Below are 16,065 nucleotides of genomic sequence, written 5' to 3'. Positions count from 1 at the left end.
AAGCATTCTAGCGCTATGGCTCTTCGGTGAATGATCGTTCTCGAGCGATCTCGGTTGCCCGCCCGTTAACGCTGCCTAGCTGTTGGCGCACATCGTCGATCGAGTCGTTAAGTTGAGCGATCTTATCTTCTAGGCTCCGCCGAGCTATTTCGATATCTTGCTCAGTCGAGCCATGAATCGATCGCTTTTTGGTTTTGTTATTTTTGCCGTCTTCGGACTTTAACAAAGGGTCTTCGGTCGTGCCTTCTAGTCGTTGAGCCGTCAGCAGAGAGCCTAGCACGCCCCCAATGACACCGCCCACGATCGCGCCTAAAACAAAGCCACCCGAAAAGTTATCTTGTTGACTCATCACTCATATTGCTCATTTCAATCAACTGAGTCTCACCTATAGTTTAACGCCGTTCGACCTAAACGATAACTCTAGTTTTAGGTTCCAAACGTACGATCGCCTGCATCTCCTAACCCTGGCACGATGAAGCCTTTTTCATTGAGGCCTTCATCGATCGCGGCCGTGTAAATATTTAAACCGGGATAAGCCGTACTCAACTTTTGCAGCGCTGGAGGAGCCGCCACCACTGACACAATTCTCACGAGGGCTGGGTTAACGCCTCGCTGCGTCAATTCTTTCATGGCGGCGATCGTCGTTCCTCCAGTCGCCAGCATCGGGTCGGTGATCAGCACATGGGTTTGCGAGTCGATCTGGTCAGGAAGCCGATTGAGATAACAACTTGCCTCTAAAGTTTCCTCGTTTCTCACTAGCCCTAGATGATAGATAGACGCTAAGGGAAGAATGCCTTGGGCGCCGTCTAGAAGCCCAAGCCCAGCGCGGAGAATGGGCACCACGACGATCGGCACCTCTGGGTTAATAAACGTCGCCGGACAAGGTGACAGCGGAGTCTCTACCGTAGTCTCGACAGTAGGGAGCCACTCACGAATGGCTTCATAGGTGAGCCAGCGCCCCAACTCGGTCATAGCACTGCGAAATAGGGCGGAAGGCGTGGCGGCATCGCGGGCTACGCCCAGCCAGTGCTTGATCAGGGGATGGGGTGGAACGTAAACACGCAGTTGAAGAGTCATAAGCGATCGAGGGAAGCCGTCCGGTCAAAAGGTTGACTCATCATACTCTGTTCCTGTTTTTGTTTGAGATGATTTCGTTGTTTTGTAGGTAAAAAAATACCGTTGAATCTGACGAGAACGATCGTCCTGAAAATTTGTTGAGATTATTTGCAATAGTGTTGACAATAATTCTCAATAAATTTATAGTGTTTTACAGTGTTCTCCTCTCTAGAGGAATCGGTTTTAGCCCAACTTAAGAGATGATTCTTGAGCTGGGCTATTCTTTTCTTCTACTTGCTGACCCGCGATCGGAATAGTGCCACCTTTTTGATAGCCCAGTCGCACCAAACTAGCTTGACTTTGACTACTAACAGGTGCAAGAGCAGTTGTAGAACCGGATGGAGCACCTGCGGTTTTAGTTTGCGAACAGCTAACTAGGGCAGAACTGAGAAACCATCCGATCGCTAGAATGAAACCTGTCTGTTTAGTCGATCGCCCCGTTGTTCTAGTTGTGATTCATGTAGAACTGGCTCAATTGAGCGCTCTTTGTTTTCAAGATTTGCGAGTGCCGATTGCGGTTGCAACTGTGGCTCCTACGATAATTAATGCTGCGAGTTGAAACGTGCCTTGAAAGCCTGCCACGAGCGCGGCTTTGGGTGCGGCGTTAACGATATCGGTTCTGGGGGCAACGCTGGCGCTGATTGCTGCAACCACGGCTCCCATCAGGGGCACTCCGACCGTCACGCCAGAAGTTCGGGATAGTGAACAGGAGAAAACAGCTTAATGATTAGTTTAGAAACGCGCTCTAAAGTTATGCATCTACACAAGTGATATGGCTCCCTGCGATCGTCGCATGCCAATCTGCATAGGGCGTATTTTTGACGAGCTTACGATTAAAGTCAGGTGCGCCATCAGTCCACCAAACGGCACCTCGTTCACCGAGCGCAACTTTGGCGGTGTTGACCTGTTCACGGGCGGTTTTTAGAGCAAGTTCATCTTCACTGTTTAGGGCGTGTCGGACGGCTCGGCGGGCGTTCATCAGATCTTTGACGAGGCTCGATCGTTCTTCCGGGTCTAACCCAGGATTAGAACATCGCCACAGCCGCCCCTTGACCACAAAATATCGCTCATCAGGAGTTGTGGGATAGTGCATGAGTCTAAATTCTAAGGTGAGGAAAGATTTTCGCAGGTTTCTCCGGATTGCATCTCTCCTTTGAGGAATAGAGGAATGGTAGATGCACCCTGATTATTCACCCCCGCTTCACGGCTGGGGTTTTTTGTTTTTAAAGCGAATTGGACGACTTCGTTACCAGTCCATCGCGCTCCCTCAATGGGTAGGGACGATTCATGGTCGATAGAGAAAATCTAGAAGTATTGAACTTCCGTTGAACGGCTGATCAGCCGTGAACGAGTTAATCAGGCTTACAGCTTTTCTCTCATGACCTTGAATTGACCCTACCCAGAATGGGGGATTTAGGGGGCAGAAGCCGCTGACAACGAAGCGAAAAAACTCGTCGAACTGACGTTAGGAAAAAGTTGCCCATCGCCCGATCGGTTGGCATAAAAGACAAAAAAGGGCAAACTCGAAAGCTTGCCCTCAACACATCACAAGGAATTTTGCAGAAACTGACGTTAGACCTTCGCGTCTTTGACCAATTTGCCCCAACCGAGATCTTTAAGTGAGTTGTTGCGACGCAACGGACGAGTCACCAACTCTAAAACGTCACGAGCATTGGTAAAGCCGTGAATTTGAGCAAAAGTAAACTCGACCGACCATTTGGTATTGATGCCACGCGCTTCTAGCGGGTTAGCGTGAGCCATGCCCGTGATCACGAGATCAATATCCTGGGCATAAATGCGCTGAATCTGGTTGTAGTTGTCGGGCTTCTCGACGATCGTCGGAGTCGGAACGCCCATCTCTCGACAAGTCTTCTCTAGCAGTGCCAGTTCGGCGGCTTGATAGCGCTTGTCCATATAGGGAATGCCGATTTCGGGGCAGGTCATGCCGCAGCGAATCAGGAATCGCGCCAGCGAGATTTCGAGCAGGTTGTCGCCCATAAAAAAGACCGACTTGCCGCGAATCAGTTTCACATACTCTTCGAGGCTTTCCCAGATTTGCGCTTCTCGTTCGGCGAGTCCTTTTGGCTCAACGCCGAGAGCAGAGCAGATTTTCTCGATCCAAGCGCGAGTGCCATCGGGCCCGATCGGAAACGGTGCCCCAATCAGCTTGGTTTTACGACGACGCATCAAAGTCGTGGCGGTTCTCGATAGAAAGGGATTCACACCCGACACAAAATAGCCTTCTTCGATCACAGGCAATTCGGTATAGCGTTTTGAAGGCAGCCACCCAGACACTTTAATGCCCTGCTTTTTCAATTCCAGCGTCAGTTGAGTCACCACTGGGTCAGGCAGCGAACCAAACATTACCAACGGTGTGTGCTTGGCGTATTCGGATTCCGTGACGGCAACGTCTTCTTTTTTGCGTCCAAAGTTCAGCAGTTTAGAGATTGAGTTGCGCTCTTCTTTCTCAACTTCGCCCACGGGCTTATCGGGGCAGCGTTGCACCATTGCCGCCAAAACGGTGTCTTCGCCTTGCGTAAATGCGTAATCTAAACCATTGGCGCGAGCGGTGACGATCGGAATTCCCAACTCAGCTTCTAGCTTGGGTGCCAGCCCTTCCAAGTCCATTTTGATGATCTCGGTGGTGCAGGTGCCAATCCAGACAATCACGCTGGGGTTACGATCGCGTTTAATTTGCGTACACAGCCGCTTCAGTTCTTCATAGTCGTTGAGTTGAGCAGAGATATCGCCTTCTTCGAGTTCTGCCATTGCATAGCGGGGTTCGGCGAAGATCATCACACCCATTGCGTTTTGCAGAAAATAGCCACAGGTTTTGGTGCCAATGACGAGAAAGAAGCTATCTTCAATTTTTTGGTAGAGCCACGCGACGCAGCTAATTGGGCAAAACGTATGATAGTTGCCCGTTTCGCACTCAAAATTTAGCGCTTGAGGTTGAGTATCGGCAATCATGGATGAATAATCCTCTCAAAAATCGATGATTAGAAGAAACGCGATCGAGACGCATTATGTCAGACAAAAAATCATTTTCGACCTGACCCGCCGCAGTCTTCGTCTCGCTTGGCGTAGACGCGGCTGACAGGTTCAGAGCCAGGAATCACTTTAGCCCTAGCAGGCAATAGTTTGGCTTCGTTGATGATGGCATTGCCTTTATCCATCGAGTCGAGGGCGCGATCGGGGTTAAAGTTTAGCCCTAGCGCCATCACAATGCGATCGGGATTGCTGTTGAGATCCACCACCAAAGGCAGAAAGGCAGTCAGTTCTGGCTCTAAAACAGAAAGCGTTGCCAAAATAAAGCTGGAAGAGGGTCGTCTTTGCCCATTGCAGTTGACCCAGACAGCCAGACGAGCTAACCAAGGGCGGTTGTCTCGATAATAGACAAGCCATTTGTCTTTAAGAGATTGGCGGAGTTGCTCGATATTCACAAATCACCTGAGAGAGTTTTGAGGGTTGAATTTTGAGTTCTCAGCTATTCTCTAACAACTCAGAACTCAAACCTCGAAACTCAATGCTCTCTTTAGACCATCATCAGATCAACTTTTTCGCCTTCGGCTTTGGGAGGGGTTGGGTTGAGATAGAAATCAGACAACAGCGAGAACAACTCACGATCGGGCGAGTCGTTAGGCACCACCCCTTCGGGATTGGCCAGAATCTGATCCGCGATGTTGAGATAGTAATCGCAAACGTAGTTCAGCGACGGGTCAGACTCTGCCATCTCAAACAGAGTTTTGCCTTTGACACGAGAGACACGAATGTCTTCAATTAAAGGCAGCACTTCAAGCACAGGCATCGGCACTGTATCAATATATTTATCGATCAGGTCACGTTTAGAGGTGCGGTTGCCGATCAAACCTGCCAGACGTAACGGATGAGTCCGAGCTTTTTCGCGCACGGAGGCAGCGATGCGGTTGGCGGCAAACAGTGCGTCAAAGCCGTTGTCAGTGACGATTAGGCAATAGTCGGCATAGTTAAGCGGGGCAGCAAAGCCACCGCACACCACGTCGCCCAACACGTCAAATAAAATCACGTCATATTCGTCGAAAGCGTTTAACTCTTTAAGCAGTTTGACGGTTTCGCCCACAACATAGCCGCCACAGCCTGCCCCAGCCGGAGGCCCGCCTGCTTCTACGCAGTCAACGCCGCCATAGCCTTTGTAGATTACATCTTCGGGCCAGACATCTTCGTAGTGATAGTCTTTTTCTTGCAGCGTATCGATGATCGTCGGAATCAGGAAGCCCGTGAGGGTAAAAGTGCTGTCGTGCTTGGGATCGCAGCCAATTTGCAGAACTTTTTTGCCGCGCCGTGCTAAGGCAACCGAAATATTGCAACTGGTGGTCGATTTGCCGATGCCACCTTTTCCGTAAACTGCGAGTTTCACTAGTTGTTTCTCCTAATCTCTGCTCAAAAGGGGTGAGTGGGAGCTTAAAACAGGCGATCAGCCTTGATTTTTATGACTGCTAAGGGGTGTCAGCCTTTCTTCTCTCGTCTCTGAATGCATTATTGACGATGTTGCGGACGATTGGAAGAGGCATTTTAAGTAAAGAGGGCACTAAAAAAGAGCTAGAGAGTCCTAAAATTAGCCTAAACTCCTTCAAGCTCTCAGAATCGTTATCAGTTCCAAATCTAAACATATTTAGAGTTTTATGTGCCGATTTATATAAAAATAAGAACAATAGACAAAAAAGTGGGGAGCCTAAGTTTGAGCAAACCATCTTGCTTCGCGCCTCACGCAGCTTACCGATCGGACTCAATTTGCTCAAATTCTCGATCGAACTGGTTTAAAAGCGGTGGATTCTCGCGATTAACCACCGTTGACTCTGCATTTACTCGCCTTTTGGGATCAGAGGGATGAGAGGCGATCGAGCTACCCAACATTTTTATTAAGAATGGTGAAACTTTTGGGCTGCTACCCATTTCAAAAACAATTGCGATGGGTTGAACGATCGCGGTAGAGATCCGACAGGTCGGGTCTCTAGAAAAAAGAAAAGGCACCTCGAAAGGTGCCTGATAGCGATCGTGAAAACTGTTGTCTATTGAGCAGGTTTCACGCGGCGTTGGCTTTTATATTGCTGCATTTGGCTGCGTTGCTCAGGAGTCAACACACTCTCCATCTGACTGCGAGAGCTTTCTCTGATTTGCTTGATTCTGGCTTTTTGATCATCGCTCAAATTGAGAGACTTCCAGCCCTGACCTCGCTTCATGCCTTGACCGCGATCGGCTTGCAGTTTTGCTCGTTGTTCAGAGGTGAGCACCCCTTCAATCTGCTGACGCACGCTGTCACGAATCGTCTTGAGTCTAGCTTTTTGGTCGGCGGTCAAATTCAGCCGATTTTGCATTCTCTGACCCGCTCTCGGTGCGGTCGGTGCAGAAGACTGAGCGTGAGCGGTTAAAACAGGAGCAGCCGAGATGAATAGCGCGATCGCACCGGGTAGGAGCAGAAAAAGTTTGTTCTTCATAGAGATTGAGTGTCCTAAAACGTCAACAAGCCAATCGAGTGATTGCTTCATGACATTAGACGCTGGCTCGATCGAGAAGGTTCAAACCATACTTTTATTTTCCACAGATAGCGCCATTACTGCCGCCTGAAAAGCCCGTGGGCAACCTCCGAGAGGTCGATTTACTTTTTATCGGGCTGACAAGGGCACAAAATGGCGCAACCTGGGCAGCGATTTTCCGGCTTGGCAGACGGTCTATGGCTACTTTCGCCTGTGGGTCAGGTTAGGCGTTTGGGAGCAGAGGAATGCAGCTTTAGTGCCACAAGTGCGGGTTCGGGAAGGGCGAGAGTCCCAACCGCGCTTAGGGATCATCGATAGTCAGTCCGTCAAACTCGGACCAAAAGGGGGAAGAACACGGGGTTGATGGACCCAAAAAGGTGAAAGGGTGCAAGCACCATCTTGTTGTAGAGGGATTGGGACTCGTGTTGGGCGGTTATGTCACTGCTGCGAATACCGCCGATGTCAAGGCGGCTCCTGCGGTTTTGGTCTGGGTGTGGGAGCAGTTTGAACGGATTGCTAAAGTGCTGGCAGACCAAGGAGATCGGGAAGTCTTAAGCGCATTAATCACCCGCTACTTTGCCGAGCCAGAGCGACAAGTGAGCGTTGAGATGAGTCAGCGTCCAACTGAGACCAAAGGTTGCCAGGTCGAACCCAAACGATGGATTGTTGAGCGGACTTGGACTTGGTTGGAGAATGCCCGAATCCTGACTCGCGACTATGAGCGGTTGCCGGAAAATCACGAAGGGATGATTTATATCGTCATGATTCGACTAATGCTGCGACGATTAGCCAAAAATCGACGAGCTTGCGAGCCTAAAACTGCTTAACCAACCTTTACAAACACTTTCTTAATGGTCAGCACTTCCGAAACACTTCAAATGCGCTTGGCTAATCAGCGCGTGTTGATTCGTAGCAGCGATTGGCAGATTTTACAGGAATTTCAGATGCACTAGGAGACTGCTCATCACCTCGTATTGCCTACGACAGCATCATTCTAGAAATTATGTCTTCCCGTCAAGAACACAAGAACGCCACTTGCTTGATTTGAGTATTTGTTGAAATTCTGATAGAAGAGTTGGAACTCAACCTTAAATCAATGCAATTCACGACGCTTGACCGTGAAGACTTGAGGCACAGAACTAGACAAATACTACTACATTTTTAACGAACCAATGCACTCTAAACCGAAATCGGAGTGAGCGAATTTTGGCGCTATAACGGCAAAAGCCTGACCATTTATCAACTTCAAAACAGCACCTATCAATAGGTTTCAGCCAATCTACTCTTTCCTCGGGTGAGCAAAGAATGACTTTATCAATTTCTAAAAGACTGTGCCAAGGCGAAACCCAAGCAAAACGGAAATTCCGCGCTTGGGTTCGTGTGGAGAGATAAAAAAGTTAGACAATTTTGTAGTCTGAAAGTGCTGATTCTTCGTTCAGATTTAGAAGCACTAAAAAATAAAGTTAAACAATTTCTCGCTTTTTCTTGGGTTTCGACATAAGAAAATATGAATTTTTTCAATAAAGAAGTTAAACAATTCCTGAAATCCCCTTGGGTAGCTAGTTTGAGTATCTCTTAAAAAGAGATTTAATCACTTTTTTCAGTCCCACCAGTAGACCACGATGGACGGCGGTGCGGGATGTCTTCCTAGTAGTTGTCTAGTGCGGGTTCGATCTATGACTTCTGTACGATCGCATTGCCAAACCTCGCCTAAATTAGCCTTGTAATGCTAATTTGTCCTGAGGAATGTCATCATCCTTTGCTATTACTACTGTCGGGAACTTAGGTGCAGGTCATTTTCAGAGTGATGTTCTCATTCTAGTTGACTTGTAGGAGTAGAGGTTTCTTCATGTTCCTATGCTAATAATCCTCCTCCAATGCCTGCATTCTCTGTCATTGTCGGGTTAATAGTTCAGTCTCGTCCAGGATGTTAATTTGCTTGATCAGGTCTCGCGACTCATCGCACAGAAATTGCCACTGCGCCCCCAAACCTGCCCGAAATGCAGCTTGAACCAAAGGCGGATCAACACAGATCGTCACTAATTTGCCATAATTAACCATTAATTCGTTCTGAAAGTGAACCAGTTGGGTGAACTGCTGTCGATCTCGCGGGCAAAAAAAGCCTCGGTAAAAAACGACAATCAGGGGATAGCCATCTAGAAACCCTAAATACTGATCCATCAAGCTCGCTTGGGTGAGGCTAGAGAGTTTAATCTGTTCGTTCTCGTGGTTCGCTAACTCAACGTCAGAAAAGTGATTTCCTACTTGCAAATTCGTTGTCATGGTTGAATCTTCCTTACATATTGGGGCAACCTGGCATATCGTCTCCAACCAACAACCGCGCTAAGCTGGGTAATGCTTCACCGTAAGTCGGATGAATGTGTACCGATCGTTCTAGTAGTTGCCAAGTTGCTCCCGCTTCCATTAGAGATAGAAATACGTGGACTAACTCAGCCGTTTCGTAACCGACTAAGGTTGCTCCTAAAATTTTGTCGGTGTCGCGATCGATCACCATGCGGTAGAATCCCAGGTCGTGACCCCACTCGATCGCTCGTGCAATATGGCTCATGGGTAGCGTTACACAGCGAGCATTGATGCCTTTTTTCTGAGCTTGTTCTAGCGTCATGCCGACACGCCCGACTTGAGGTTCGGTGTACATGGCATAACCGAGAACCCGATCGTGGCGCGTCCGATTTTCACCACACAAAATTGCTTTGAGACGACGATAATCCTCCCAAGACACATGGGTAAAAGCAGGCTGTTTGGCTGCATCTCCGATCGCATAAACCCCAGAACCAGTTGTATGGAACTGGTCGTTGATTTTGACGAACCCCTGGTTATCTAGCTCGATTCCGCTTGCTGCCACGTTGAGAGCATCGGTGTTTGGTTTCCGTCCAATCACAACCAGTAAGGCTTCTCCCTGAAGTTGTTCACCATTGCTGAGGGTCAGCGTAAATACATCATTCTCGTGAGCCACCTGCTCAACATTGACCTCAAAGTGAACCTGAATGCCATCTTGTTTTAACGCCTCAGCTAAGACCTCGCTGACCTCTGGTTCTTCTTGACCTAGAACGCGATCGCCTCGCACAATCAAGTGAGTTTGACTGCCCAAACGAGCCAATCCCTGACCTAACTCCAAGCCGATGTAGCCAGCCCCAATTACTAACAAACGTGGGGGTAGTGTCTTTAAATCAAAGAAGTTGCGGTTGGTTAGGTAAGGAGTTCCTGCAAGACCGGGAATGTCAGGAATCAATGATGAGGTGCCCGTGTTGATCACCACTAAGGGAGCTTGAACCGTCACATCTCCGCCTATAACAGTGCGTTCACCTGTAAAAGAAGCTTCTGCACAGACGACGTTGACACCTGCGCCTTCTAGTCGCTTGTGAGCTCCTTGGCTGAAGCGATCGCGAATTGCTCTCACCCGCTCCATCACCGCAGGAAAGTTTACTTCGACTTGAGTATGAATGCCTAACTTCTCAGCCTGCCGCGATCGCCCTGCTGCATGAGCCGCTGCCAAAAAAGCCTTAGAGGGAGTACAGCCATAGTTGATACAACTACCACCCAAAGCATCCCGTTCAAACAGCATCACTTTGCGTCCTTCTTTGGCAAAATCAGCCGCCAGTGGAATACCACCCTGACCACTGCCAATCACAATCACATCTGCGGTTTCCATCGATTAGTTGCCTCACTGGGGAATGCTTCTCTCATAACAGTCTCATGCTCTTAAAGAACACTGAAAAGAAACTGAGTAGGAGATTAATTTTCTTGAGATATCTCTAACACTAGACCTTTTGCGTCGTAAGCTAAAAAATGGCTAAAAGCTTTACGGGTCAGGCATTTCAGCTATTAGTGCCAGAAAACGGCTACAAGTCTTTTGACATATAAGTTTCAGGGCAATTTCTTCGCTATCACGCAAAAGGTCTACTAACTGATGCTCTAAAAAGCTCTATGGCGCGTCTGATTTACTGTGCGCTTCGTCAATCTCGCCAAATTGCTGGATCAGTTGAGCAACCAAACCCGTCCACCCTGTTTGATGACTGGCACCAATGCCTGCGCCGTTATCGCCGTGGAAGTATTCGTAGAACAGCAGCAAATCTTGCCAGTGTGGGTCTGTTTGAAATTTACCATTGCTGCCGTAAACGGGTCGTTGTCCTGACGAATCTTTGAGGAAAGTTTGGATCAGTCGATGCGAGAGATTAGCTGCCACGTCCCAGAGCGTTAGCATTTGACCTGACCCAGTTGGATACTCTACTTTGAAATCGTCTCCTAAATAATCGTGAAACTTTTGCAGTGATTCAATTAGGAGAAAGTTGACTGGAAACCAGACAGGACCTCGCCAATTAGAATTGCCGCCAAACAAACCGCTAGTAGACTCTGCGGGTTCATAATCGACGCGAAACTGCATTCCATCGGCATCAAAAATATAGGGACGATCGGCATGACAGCGAGAAATTGCCCGAATGCCATAGTCTCCTAAGAACTCGTGTTGATCGAGCATCTTTTGCAAAATCCGTCTTAGTTTGTCGCGGGAGACGATCGCCAGCAATCGCCGTGCCTGCATTCCTTCCGTTTCCATACAAGCTACATTCTGGCGCAGGTCTGGACGGTGTTGGATGAACCAGTCCAGCCGTTTTTTGAACGCAGGCAGTTGTTTGAGCGTTTCTGGTTCTAGCGTTTCTACGGCAAACAAAGGAATCAACCCGACCATCGATCGCACCTTTAGCTCAATCTGGCGATCGTCAGGCAGATGCAGTACATCGTAGTAGAATCCTTCTGTTTCATTCCAAAGCGTGTCTTCCATCTCACCAATGTGATTCATGGCATCGGCAATGTAGAGAAAGTGTTCAAAAAACTTAGTAGCAATGTCTTCGTAAACGGGATTTGTTTTGGCAAGTTCGAGCGCGATCGTCAACATATTTAAGCAATACATTCCCATCCAACTGGTGCCATCGGATTGATCAATGTATCCACCTGTCGGAAGTTGAGTACTGCGATCGAACACACCAATGTTATCTAATCCTAGAAAGCCACCTTGAAAGACGTTTCTGCCTTCTACATCTTTGCGATTTACCCACCACGTAAAATTGAGCATCAACTTCTGAAACACACGCTCTAAAAACTGACGATCTGCACGTCCATACATCTTTTGCTCAATCTGATAGACGCGCCAGGTTGCCCACGCATGAACCGGAGGATTGACATCTCCTAAAGCCCATTCATAGGCTGGAATTTGCCCATTGGGGTGCATATACCATTCTCGCGTCAGCACATCTAACTGGTATTTGGCAAAATCTGGATCAATCATAGCGATCGGAAGACAGTGAAATGCCAGATCCCAAGCAGCAAACCAGGGATATTCCCACTTGTCGGGCATCGAGAGAATGTCATCGGTGTAGAGATGGAACCACTCTTGATTTCTGCCCCGTTTGCGTTCGGGTGGGGGCTGAGGTGCAGAGCGATCGCCCTTCAGCCAATCTTCTACAACGTAGTGATAAAACTGCTTGCTCCACAGCATTCCCGCAAATGCCTGTCGCTGCACGTTTCGCATATCTTCGCTAATAGATGCGGAAACAATACCTCGGTAAAATTCATCAGCTTCTTGTTTGCGGGTTGCAAAGGTTGCATTAAACTCACCGCCGAAGGGTTCACTTAAACTGGGCGCATCACTCAAGCGCAACTGGATTGTTTTAGTTTCACCAGGCGCGATCGACCCTTCGTAATGCACGGCTGCTTTTGTGCCAACTTGATCACGATTAACTGCCGTTGTATTACCTTGAACCACGTAATCATTAATGCCATCTTTTACATGAGGTGAAGCATTAGACGTACCAAACAACCGTTCATAATTTGTTTCATTCTCGGTAAACAAAAGTTCTGCATTTCCAGATGCGTAGAGCCATCGTTTCCCCAGCGTTGAATGAATTGCACTAATCACATTCGCGTTCGCGTTTGATTTTGTCTCTTGCAAGGTTGGCTTACTTTCGTCAGTGTCCCATGACCAGGTATTACGAAACCAGAGCATTGGCAAAATATGGAGCGGTTTTGCCTCAGCACCCCGATTAACCACAGTAATTTGAATCAAAATATCTTCAGCCGATTGCTTGGCATATTCGATAAACACATCAAAATAGCGATCGTCCTCAAATACTCCAGTATCCAACAACTCAAACTCTGGCTGATGGCGATCGCGGCGGCGATTCTCCTCAACTAACTGAGCATAAGGAAACGCCTGATGCGGATATTTGTAGAGCGCTTTCATATATGAATGCGTCGGCGTATTGTCTAGATAAAAGTAATATTCTTTGACATCTTCGCCATGATTGCCTTCATTGCCAGTCAGCCCAAATAGCCGCTCTTTGAGAATGGGATCTTCACCGTTCCACAGCGCGATCGCAAAACATAATCGCTGATGGTTGTCTGAGATTCCAGCAATGCCATCTTCGCCCCAACGGTAAGCCCGCGATCGTGCCTGGTCATGTGTGAAGTAATCCCAAGCGGTTCCATGCGGACTGTAATCTTCGCGCACGGTTCCCCATTGGCGATCGCTCAAATACGATCCCCATCTGCGCCAGTGTGCCTGATGAGTCAGCGATTCTTGTAGTCGTTGAGCTTCTGCGGTTGTGGTTGCCATTGTTGGAAGACTCCATGTGAGAAAATCTGGTGTTAAATCTCTTAATTGGAGTATCTACCTAAAAACCAATAGAAAGTTGAGGATGAGATGAGAAATGTCTGAGAGATGAGTGGGTGCGATCAGTTAGGTTAGAACCGATCGCTTGAGCAGAAAGATGACGGATCGACCTTTGGCGGCTTCAAAGTTCAAGCGCACGTGCGATCAGTTAGGTTAGAACCGATCACTTGAGCAGAGTGATAAACAAATTGAGTCCTAACCAAAACTTAACGATGAATCTCAAATGACTATTACAATCTAAAGTGTAGACAGAATAACGTTCCCAATCACCCGCCGCAGGTAGCCTTGAACAATCAGCAGCTAACCTCTCGGCGGTCGGGTGCATTGGGGTTGTTATGCGGCAACTTAACGACAAGATCATCAGCTATCTTCTGTCATATCTTCGGTGACGAGAGCTTCGCTCAATTGCTTCAGATCGAAGTACATCGTTCGATAGGGATTCACAGGTGGTAAAGGATCGGTGGGAATGGCAAACTCAAACCCTAACTTTGCATAGAAACCGGATGCATCATAAGCGGGTTCAACATCAGCATCATAGAGCGCATCGACGGTAATGAATCTCACGCCAATTATCGGCGTAACCTCGGTAATCACGTAGTCGATTGCCCAATCCATCAACCGAATACCAAGACCTTTTGTCCGTCGATCAACTGCCAGTAGACCGATCTTCACCGCAGGAAAAGTCCTATACTTCACGCCTTCTTTCGCCAACAGGGGATCTTCAACCTGCAACTTATCCGCTAACAGCGTAATATAGCCAGCTAAAGTATCCTCAACCCGGACAATCCAGCACTGACAAAGGGATGCATCAATTTCCCGATGAATGCGCCCCTGTTTCCAATAGGTCACGAATTCACCCCTGATACAGCGAAACCCCTGACCAAGTTTCCGAAGTTCAGGGGTTAGAAGCTCAATATCGATTTGGGAGAAGTCTAAGCCATCAAACTTACCGGAGCTAGGCATGTTTCTGGGCTTTGCGACGACGAGCAGCAATCCGCTTTGCAAGGGCAAGAACCCGATCATTAACCACTGCACTACCGGAATCGATCGCTTCCAGCAGTTTCTTGGCTGCTTCGCCCGAAACAGGTTGGGATTGGGTATGGAGTGGATACTTCATAAGAGGACTCGTTTGCTTCTCTGTCATCATAACAAACGAAAAAGCCAGATGGACAACCTCCTAAATCTTCTGTGTCCAAGCAACCCCGCCCATTACAGACCCAACGATCGCAGAAATCCCCAGAAAGGCTCTGGCGGGACTGCCTTCTTCGATCGTTGGAAAGATGACGATACTGAGGACGGCAACGACGATTGCGCCAATCCTCACACCTTGCCAAAACTGACGTTTCATTGCTGGGGCGTTTTCTGGATTTCCTGGGATGATCGCAGCGTGAATGATGGCGACGATCCAAAGCATAAACCCATAGCAGTACCAATTGAGTGGCTTTCCGCCTTTTTCACTCGCAAGCATCGCTGGCGCTAAAGCCAAGAGCGCTAGAAAAATTGGGGTTGCAGGGCTAAAAGCGAGCATCATCAGACCGACGATGACACAGCCCGTAATGAGAAGTGCCGGATTTGCCGCATCGATATTGGTGCTGGAATTTGATTGAGGAGTTCGGGTCATAATTTCCGGTGCATGAACTGTATAAAATTGGGCTGTAGCGATCGAATTTAAATATCTGCAAGTTTGTGTTGGACATGCTGCTGGAAAGCCAAAAGCCCGCCCTGAGTATCCCAAGCCTTTTTGAATGTGGGCAATTCTTCTAGCTTCATGACATCACCACCCATGTAGGCGAGAACTTCTGGGTAGCCAAAAATCAACTCTGCCTTCACTGAAGGGGGTGGCTTTGTGCCACCGATCGCCCAAACCACTTCAACAATTCGATAAAGATTCCAATCACTTGACGAATCTTCACGTTCAGCCTGACGATTAAGCACTTTAACAAGATGAGTGACGTACCCATGCTGACGAAGCAGAATTAAGTCATCTCTTTTAAGTCTATTGGCATTGGCTTCATCGTCTTTCCAAGCCAATTTGAACAATTCGCCCTTTTTAAATTCACAGTAAGCCCACCCATCGGAAGGTCTTACATTCTTTGTCCACTAGAGATGCTCTGAATTCATCAATTCTTTCACCGGGTAGTCGAAGCCGCATACCTAGTTGAGCCGCAACCGCAAGCGGTTCTGCTCACTGACGAAGAATGCAAATTCGGTTGTCGGTTCCAACGCTAGTTAGATCGTAGCGTCACGAAGATTTTAGCATACAGTACAAGTGAACTAAATAGCGCTGTCGGTCTAACGGTTCGCTTGAGCGGCTGTAAGTAACCTTGAACTCAACACCAAGATCTTTCGTAGTCCGCTCCAAGCGAATTGTTAGGTGACAATTTTAGACAATTATTGGCATCAAAAATTGTTTAATTACTACATTTGTGAGTGTTCTACAGAGATGATTTCTACAAAATCACTTATATTTTCATCTATGAAATCCATTAGAGGACATCAGGAACTCCACGTCGAGAAAGGAGATCTTTAGTGAGTTCTGTTCGTAGAGCACTACACTTCTTTTGAATAGATTCATAATCAGAATCTGCTTCTATACTGCATCAGGGCACAGATTGCGTGTTACGAAAGGACTGAAAGCGAAGCGTTAATAGGGAGTCTATACTCGCCACGATTGAGAAATGGACTTTTGGATTGTTCTCCCGCATCAACGATAAGATGAGGTTTGTTCTAGAGCAGGAGAAAAGAGGT

17 protein-coding genes and 1 pseudogene are annotated in these 16,065 nt (G+C 47.8%); 2 read left to right on the top strand and 16 right to left on the bottom strand.

Translation table 11 applies throughout. The annotated features are described in order from the left end of the window. Positions 1-13: 13 nt before the first annotated feature. The 9 genes from BRW63_RS22570 to BRW63_RS22535 form a co-directional block, all read right to left on the bottom strand. Positions 14-349 (bottom strand): hypothetical protein, encoded by a 336-nt coding sequence (locus BRW63_RS22570; protein ID WP_073074639.1) that lies wholly within the window; start codon positions 347-349, stop codon positions 14-16. Between the two features lie 77 nt (positions 350-426). Beyond that, positions 427-1,077, bottom strand: coding sequence for a uracil phosphoribosyltransferase (gene upp / locus BRW63_RS22565; RefSeq protein ID WP_073074638.1), 651 nt, complete (start codon positions 1,075-1,077; stop codon positions 427-429). A gap of 531 nt (positions 1,078-1,608) precedes the next feature. Next, positions 1,609-1,800: a hypothetical protein gene (locus tag BRW63_RS27810; RefSeq protein WP_106254134.1), complete on the bottom strand. Its 192-nt coding sequence runs from the start codon at positions 1,798-1,800 to the stop codon at positions 1,609-1,611. A 67-nt stretch (positions 1,801-1,867) separates the two neighbouring features. Then, a complete protein-coding gene (locus tag BRW63_RS22560; RefSeq protein WP_073074637.1) occupies positions 1,868-2,209 on the bottom strand; it encodes a hypothetical protein in 342 nt (113 codons plus the stop codon). A gap of 479 nt (positions 2,210-2,688) precedes the next feature. Further along, the gene (locus tag BRW63_RS22555; RefSeq protein WP_073074636.1) at positions 2,689-4,086 is read right to left on the bottom strand and encodes a ferredoxin:protochlorophyllide reductase (ATP-dependent) subunit N; all 1,398 of its coding nucleotides are present in this window, start codon (positions 4,084-4,086) and stop codon (positions 2,689-2,691) included. A 71-nt stretch (positions 4,087-4,157) separates the two neighbouring features. After that, a complete protein-coding gene (locus BRW63_RS22550) occupies positions 4,158-4,559 on the bottom strand; it encodes a DUF5331 domain-containing protein (RefSeq protein ID WP_073074635.1) in 402 nt (133 codons plus the stop codon). 92 nt (positions 4,560-4,651) lie between these two features. Then, complete coding sequence (gene bchL / locus BRW63_RS22545) at positions 4,652-5,512, bottom strand: ferredoxin:protochlorophyllide reductase (ATP-dependent) iron-sulfur ATP-binding protein (protein WP_073074634.1); 861 nt, start codon at positions 5,510-5,512, stop codon at positions 4,652-4,654. Positions 5,513-5,868: 356 nt separating this feature from the next. Further along, positions 5,869-6,126 (bottom strand): hypothetical protein, encoded by a 258-nt coding sequence (locus tag BRW63_RS27805; protein WP_143162106.1) that lies wholly within the window; start codon positions 6,124-6,126, stop codon positions 5,869-5,871. A 38-nt stretch (positions 6,127-6,164) separates the two neighbouring features. After that, complete coding sequence (locus BRW63_RS22535; RefSeq protein ID WP_073074659.1) at positions 6,165-6,590, bottom strand: Spy/CpxP family protein refolding chaperone; 426 nt, start codon at positions 6,588-6,590, stop codon at positions 6,165-6,167. 178 nt (positions 6,591-6,768) lie between these two features. Between BRW63_RS22535 and BRW63_RS30045 the strand changes: the two are divergent. Both BRW63_RS30045 and BRW63_RS22525 read left to right on the top strand, forming a co-directional pair. Beyond that, positions 6,769-6,993, top strand: a pseudogene (locus tag BRW63_RS30045) (transposase); the annotation flags it as partial. Next, on the top strand, positions 6,944-7,456 hold the full coding sequence (locus BRW63_RS22525; protein WP_073074299.1) for a transposase: 513 nt from the start codon (positions 6,944-6,946) through the stop codon (positions 7,454-7,456). The pseudogene BRW63_RS30045 and the gene BRW63_RS22525, both read left to right, overlap by 50 nt. 1,066 nt (positions 7,457-8,522) lie before the next feature. Here the strand turns inward: BRW63_RS22525 and BRW63_RS22520 are convergent. From BRW63_RS22520 to BRW63_RS22490, 7 genes are all read right to left on the bottom strand, one after another. Beyond that, positions 8,523-8,912 (bottom strand): redoxin domain-containing protein, encoded by a 390-nt coding sequence (locus tag BRW63_RS22520; RefSeq protein WP_073074300.1) that lies wholly within the window; start codon positions 8,910-8,912, stop codon positions 8,523-8,525. Between the two features lie 13 nt (positions 8,913-8,925). Further along, positions 8,926-10,302 (bottom strand): dihydrolipoyl dehydrogenase family protein, encoded by a 1,377-nt coding sequence (locus tag BRW63_RS22515; protein ID WP_073074301.1) that lies wholly within the window; start codon positions 10,300-10,302, stop codon positions 8,926-8,928. A 273-nt stretch (positions 10,303-10,575) separates the two neighbouring features. Next, positions 10,576-13,260 carry an MGH1-like glycoside hydrolase domain-containing protein gene (locus tag BRW63_RS22510; RefSeq protein WP_073074302.1) on the bottom strand — a complete coding sequence of 895 codons (2,685 nt, stop codon included), beginning with the start codon at positions 13,258-13,260 and terminating at the stop codon, positions 10,576-10,578. Positions 13,261-13,677: 417 nt separating this feature from the next. Next, on the bottom strand, positions 13,678-14,166 hold the full coding sequence (locus BRW63_RS22505) for a GNAT family N-acetyltransferase (RefSeq protein WP_223257449.1): 489 nt from the start codon (positions 14,164-14,166) through the stop codon (positions 13,678-13,680). Between the two features lie 106 nt (positions 14,167-14,272). Continuing rightward, positions 14,273-14,434 (bottom strand): hypothetical protein, encoded by a 162-nt coding sequence (locus BRW63_RS28535; RefSeq protein WP_181314443.1) that lies wholly within the window; start codon positions 14,432-14,434, stop codon positions 14,273-14,275. A 60-nt stretch (positions 14,435-14,494) separates the two neighbouring features. After that, complete coding sequence (locus BRW63_RS22495) at positions 14,495-14,938, bottom strand: hypothetical protein (protein ID WP_073074305.1); 444 nt, start codon at positions 14,936-14,938, stop codon at positions 14,495-14,497. 47 nt (positions 14,939-14,985) lie between these two features. Next, on the bottom strand, positions 14,986-15,348 hold the full coding sequence (locus BRW63_RS22490) for a hypothetical protein (protein WP_143162091.1): 363 nt from the start codon (positions 15,346-15,348) through the stop codon (positions 14,986-14,988). Positions 15,349-16,065 lie beyond the last annotated feature (717 nt).

The organism is Phormidesmis priestleyi ULC007 (genome assembly GCF_001895925.1).
In the GTDB taxonomy this organism is placed as follows: Bacteria; Cyanobacteriota; Cyanobacteriia; order Leptolyngbyales; family Leptolyngbyaceae; genus Phormidesmis_A; species Phormidesmis_A priestleyi_A.
This window is presented reverse-complemented; position numbering and strand designations above follow the sequence as displayed.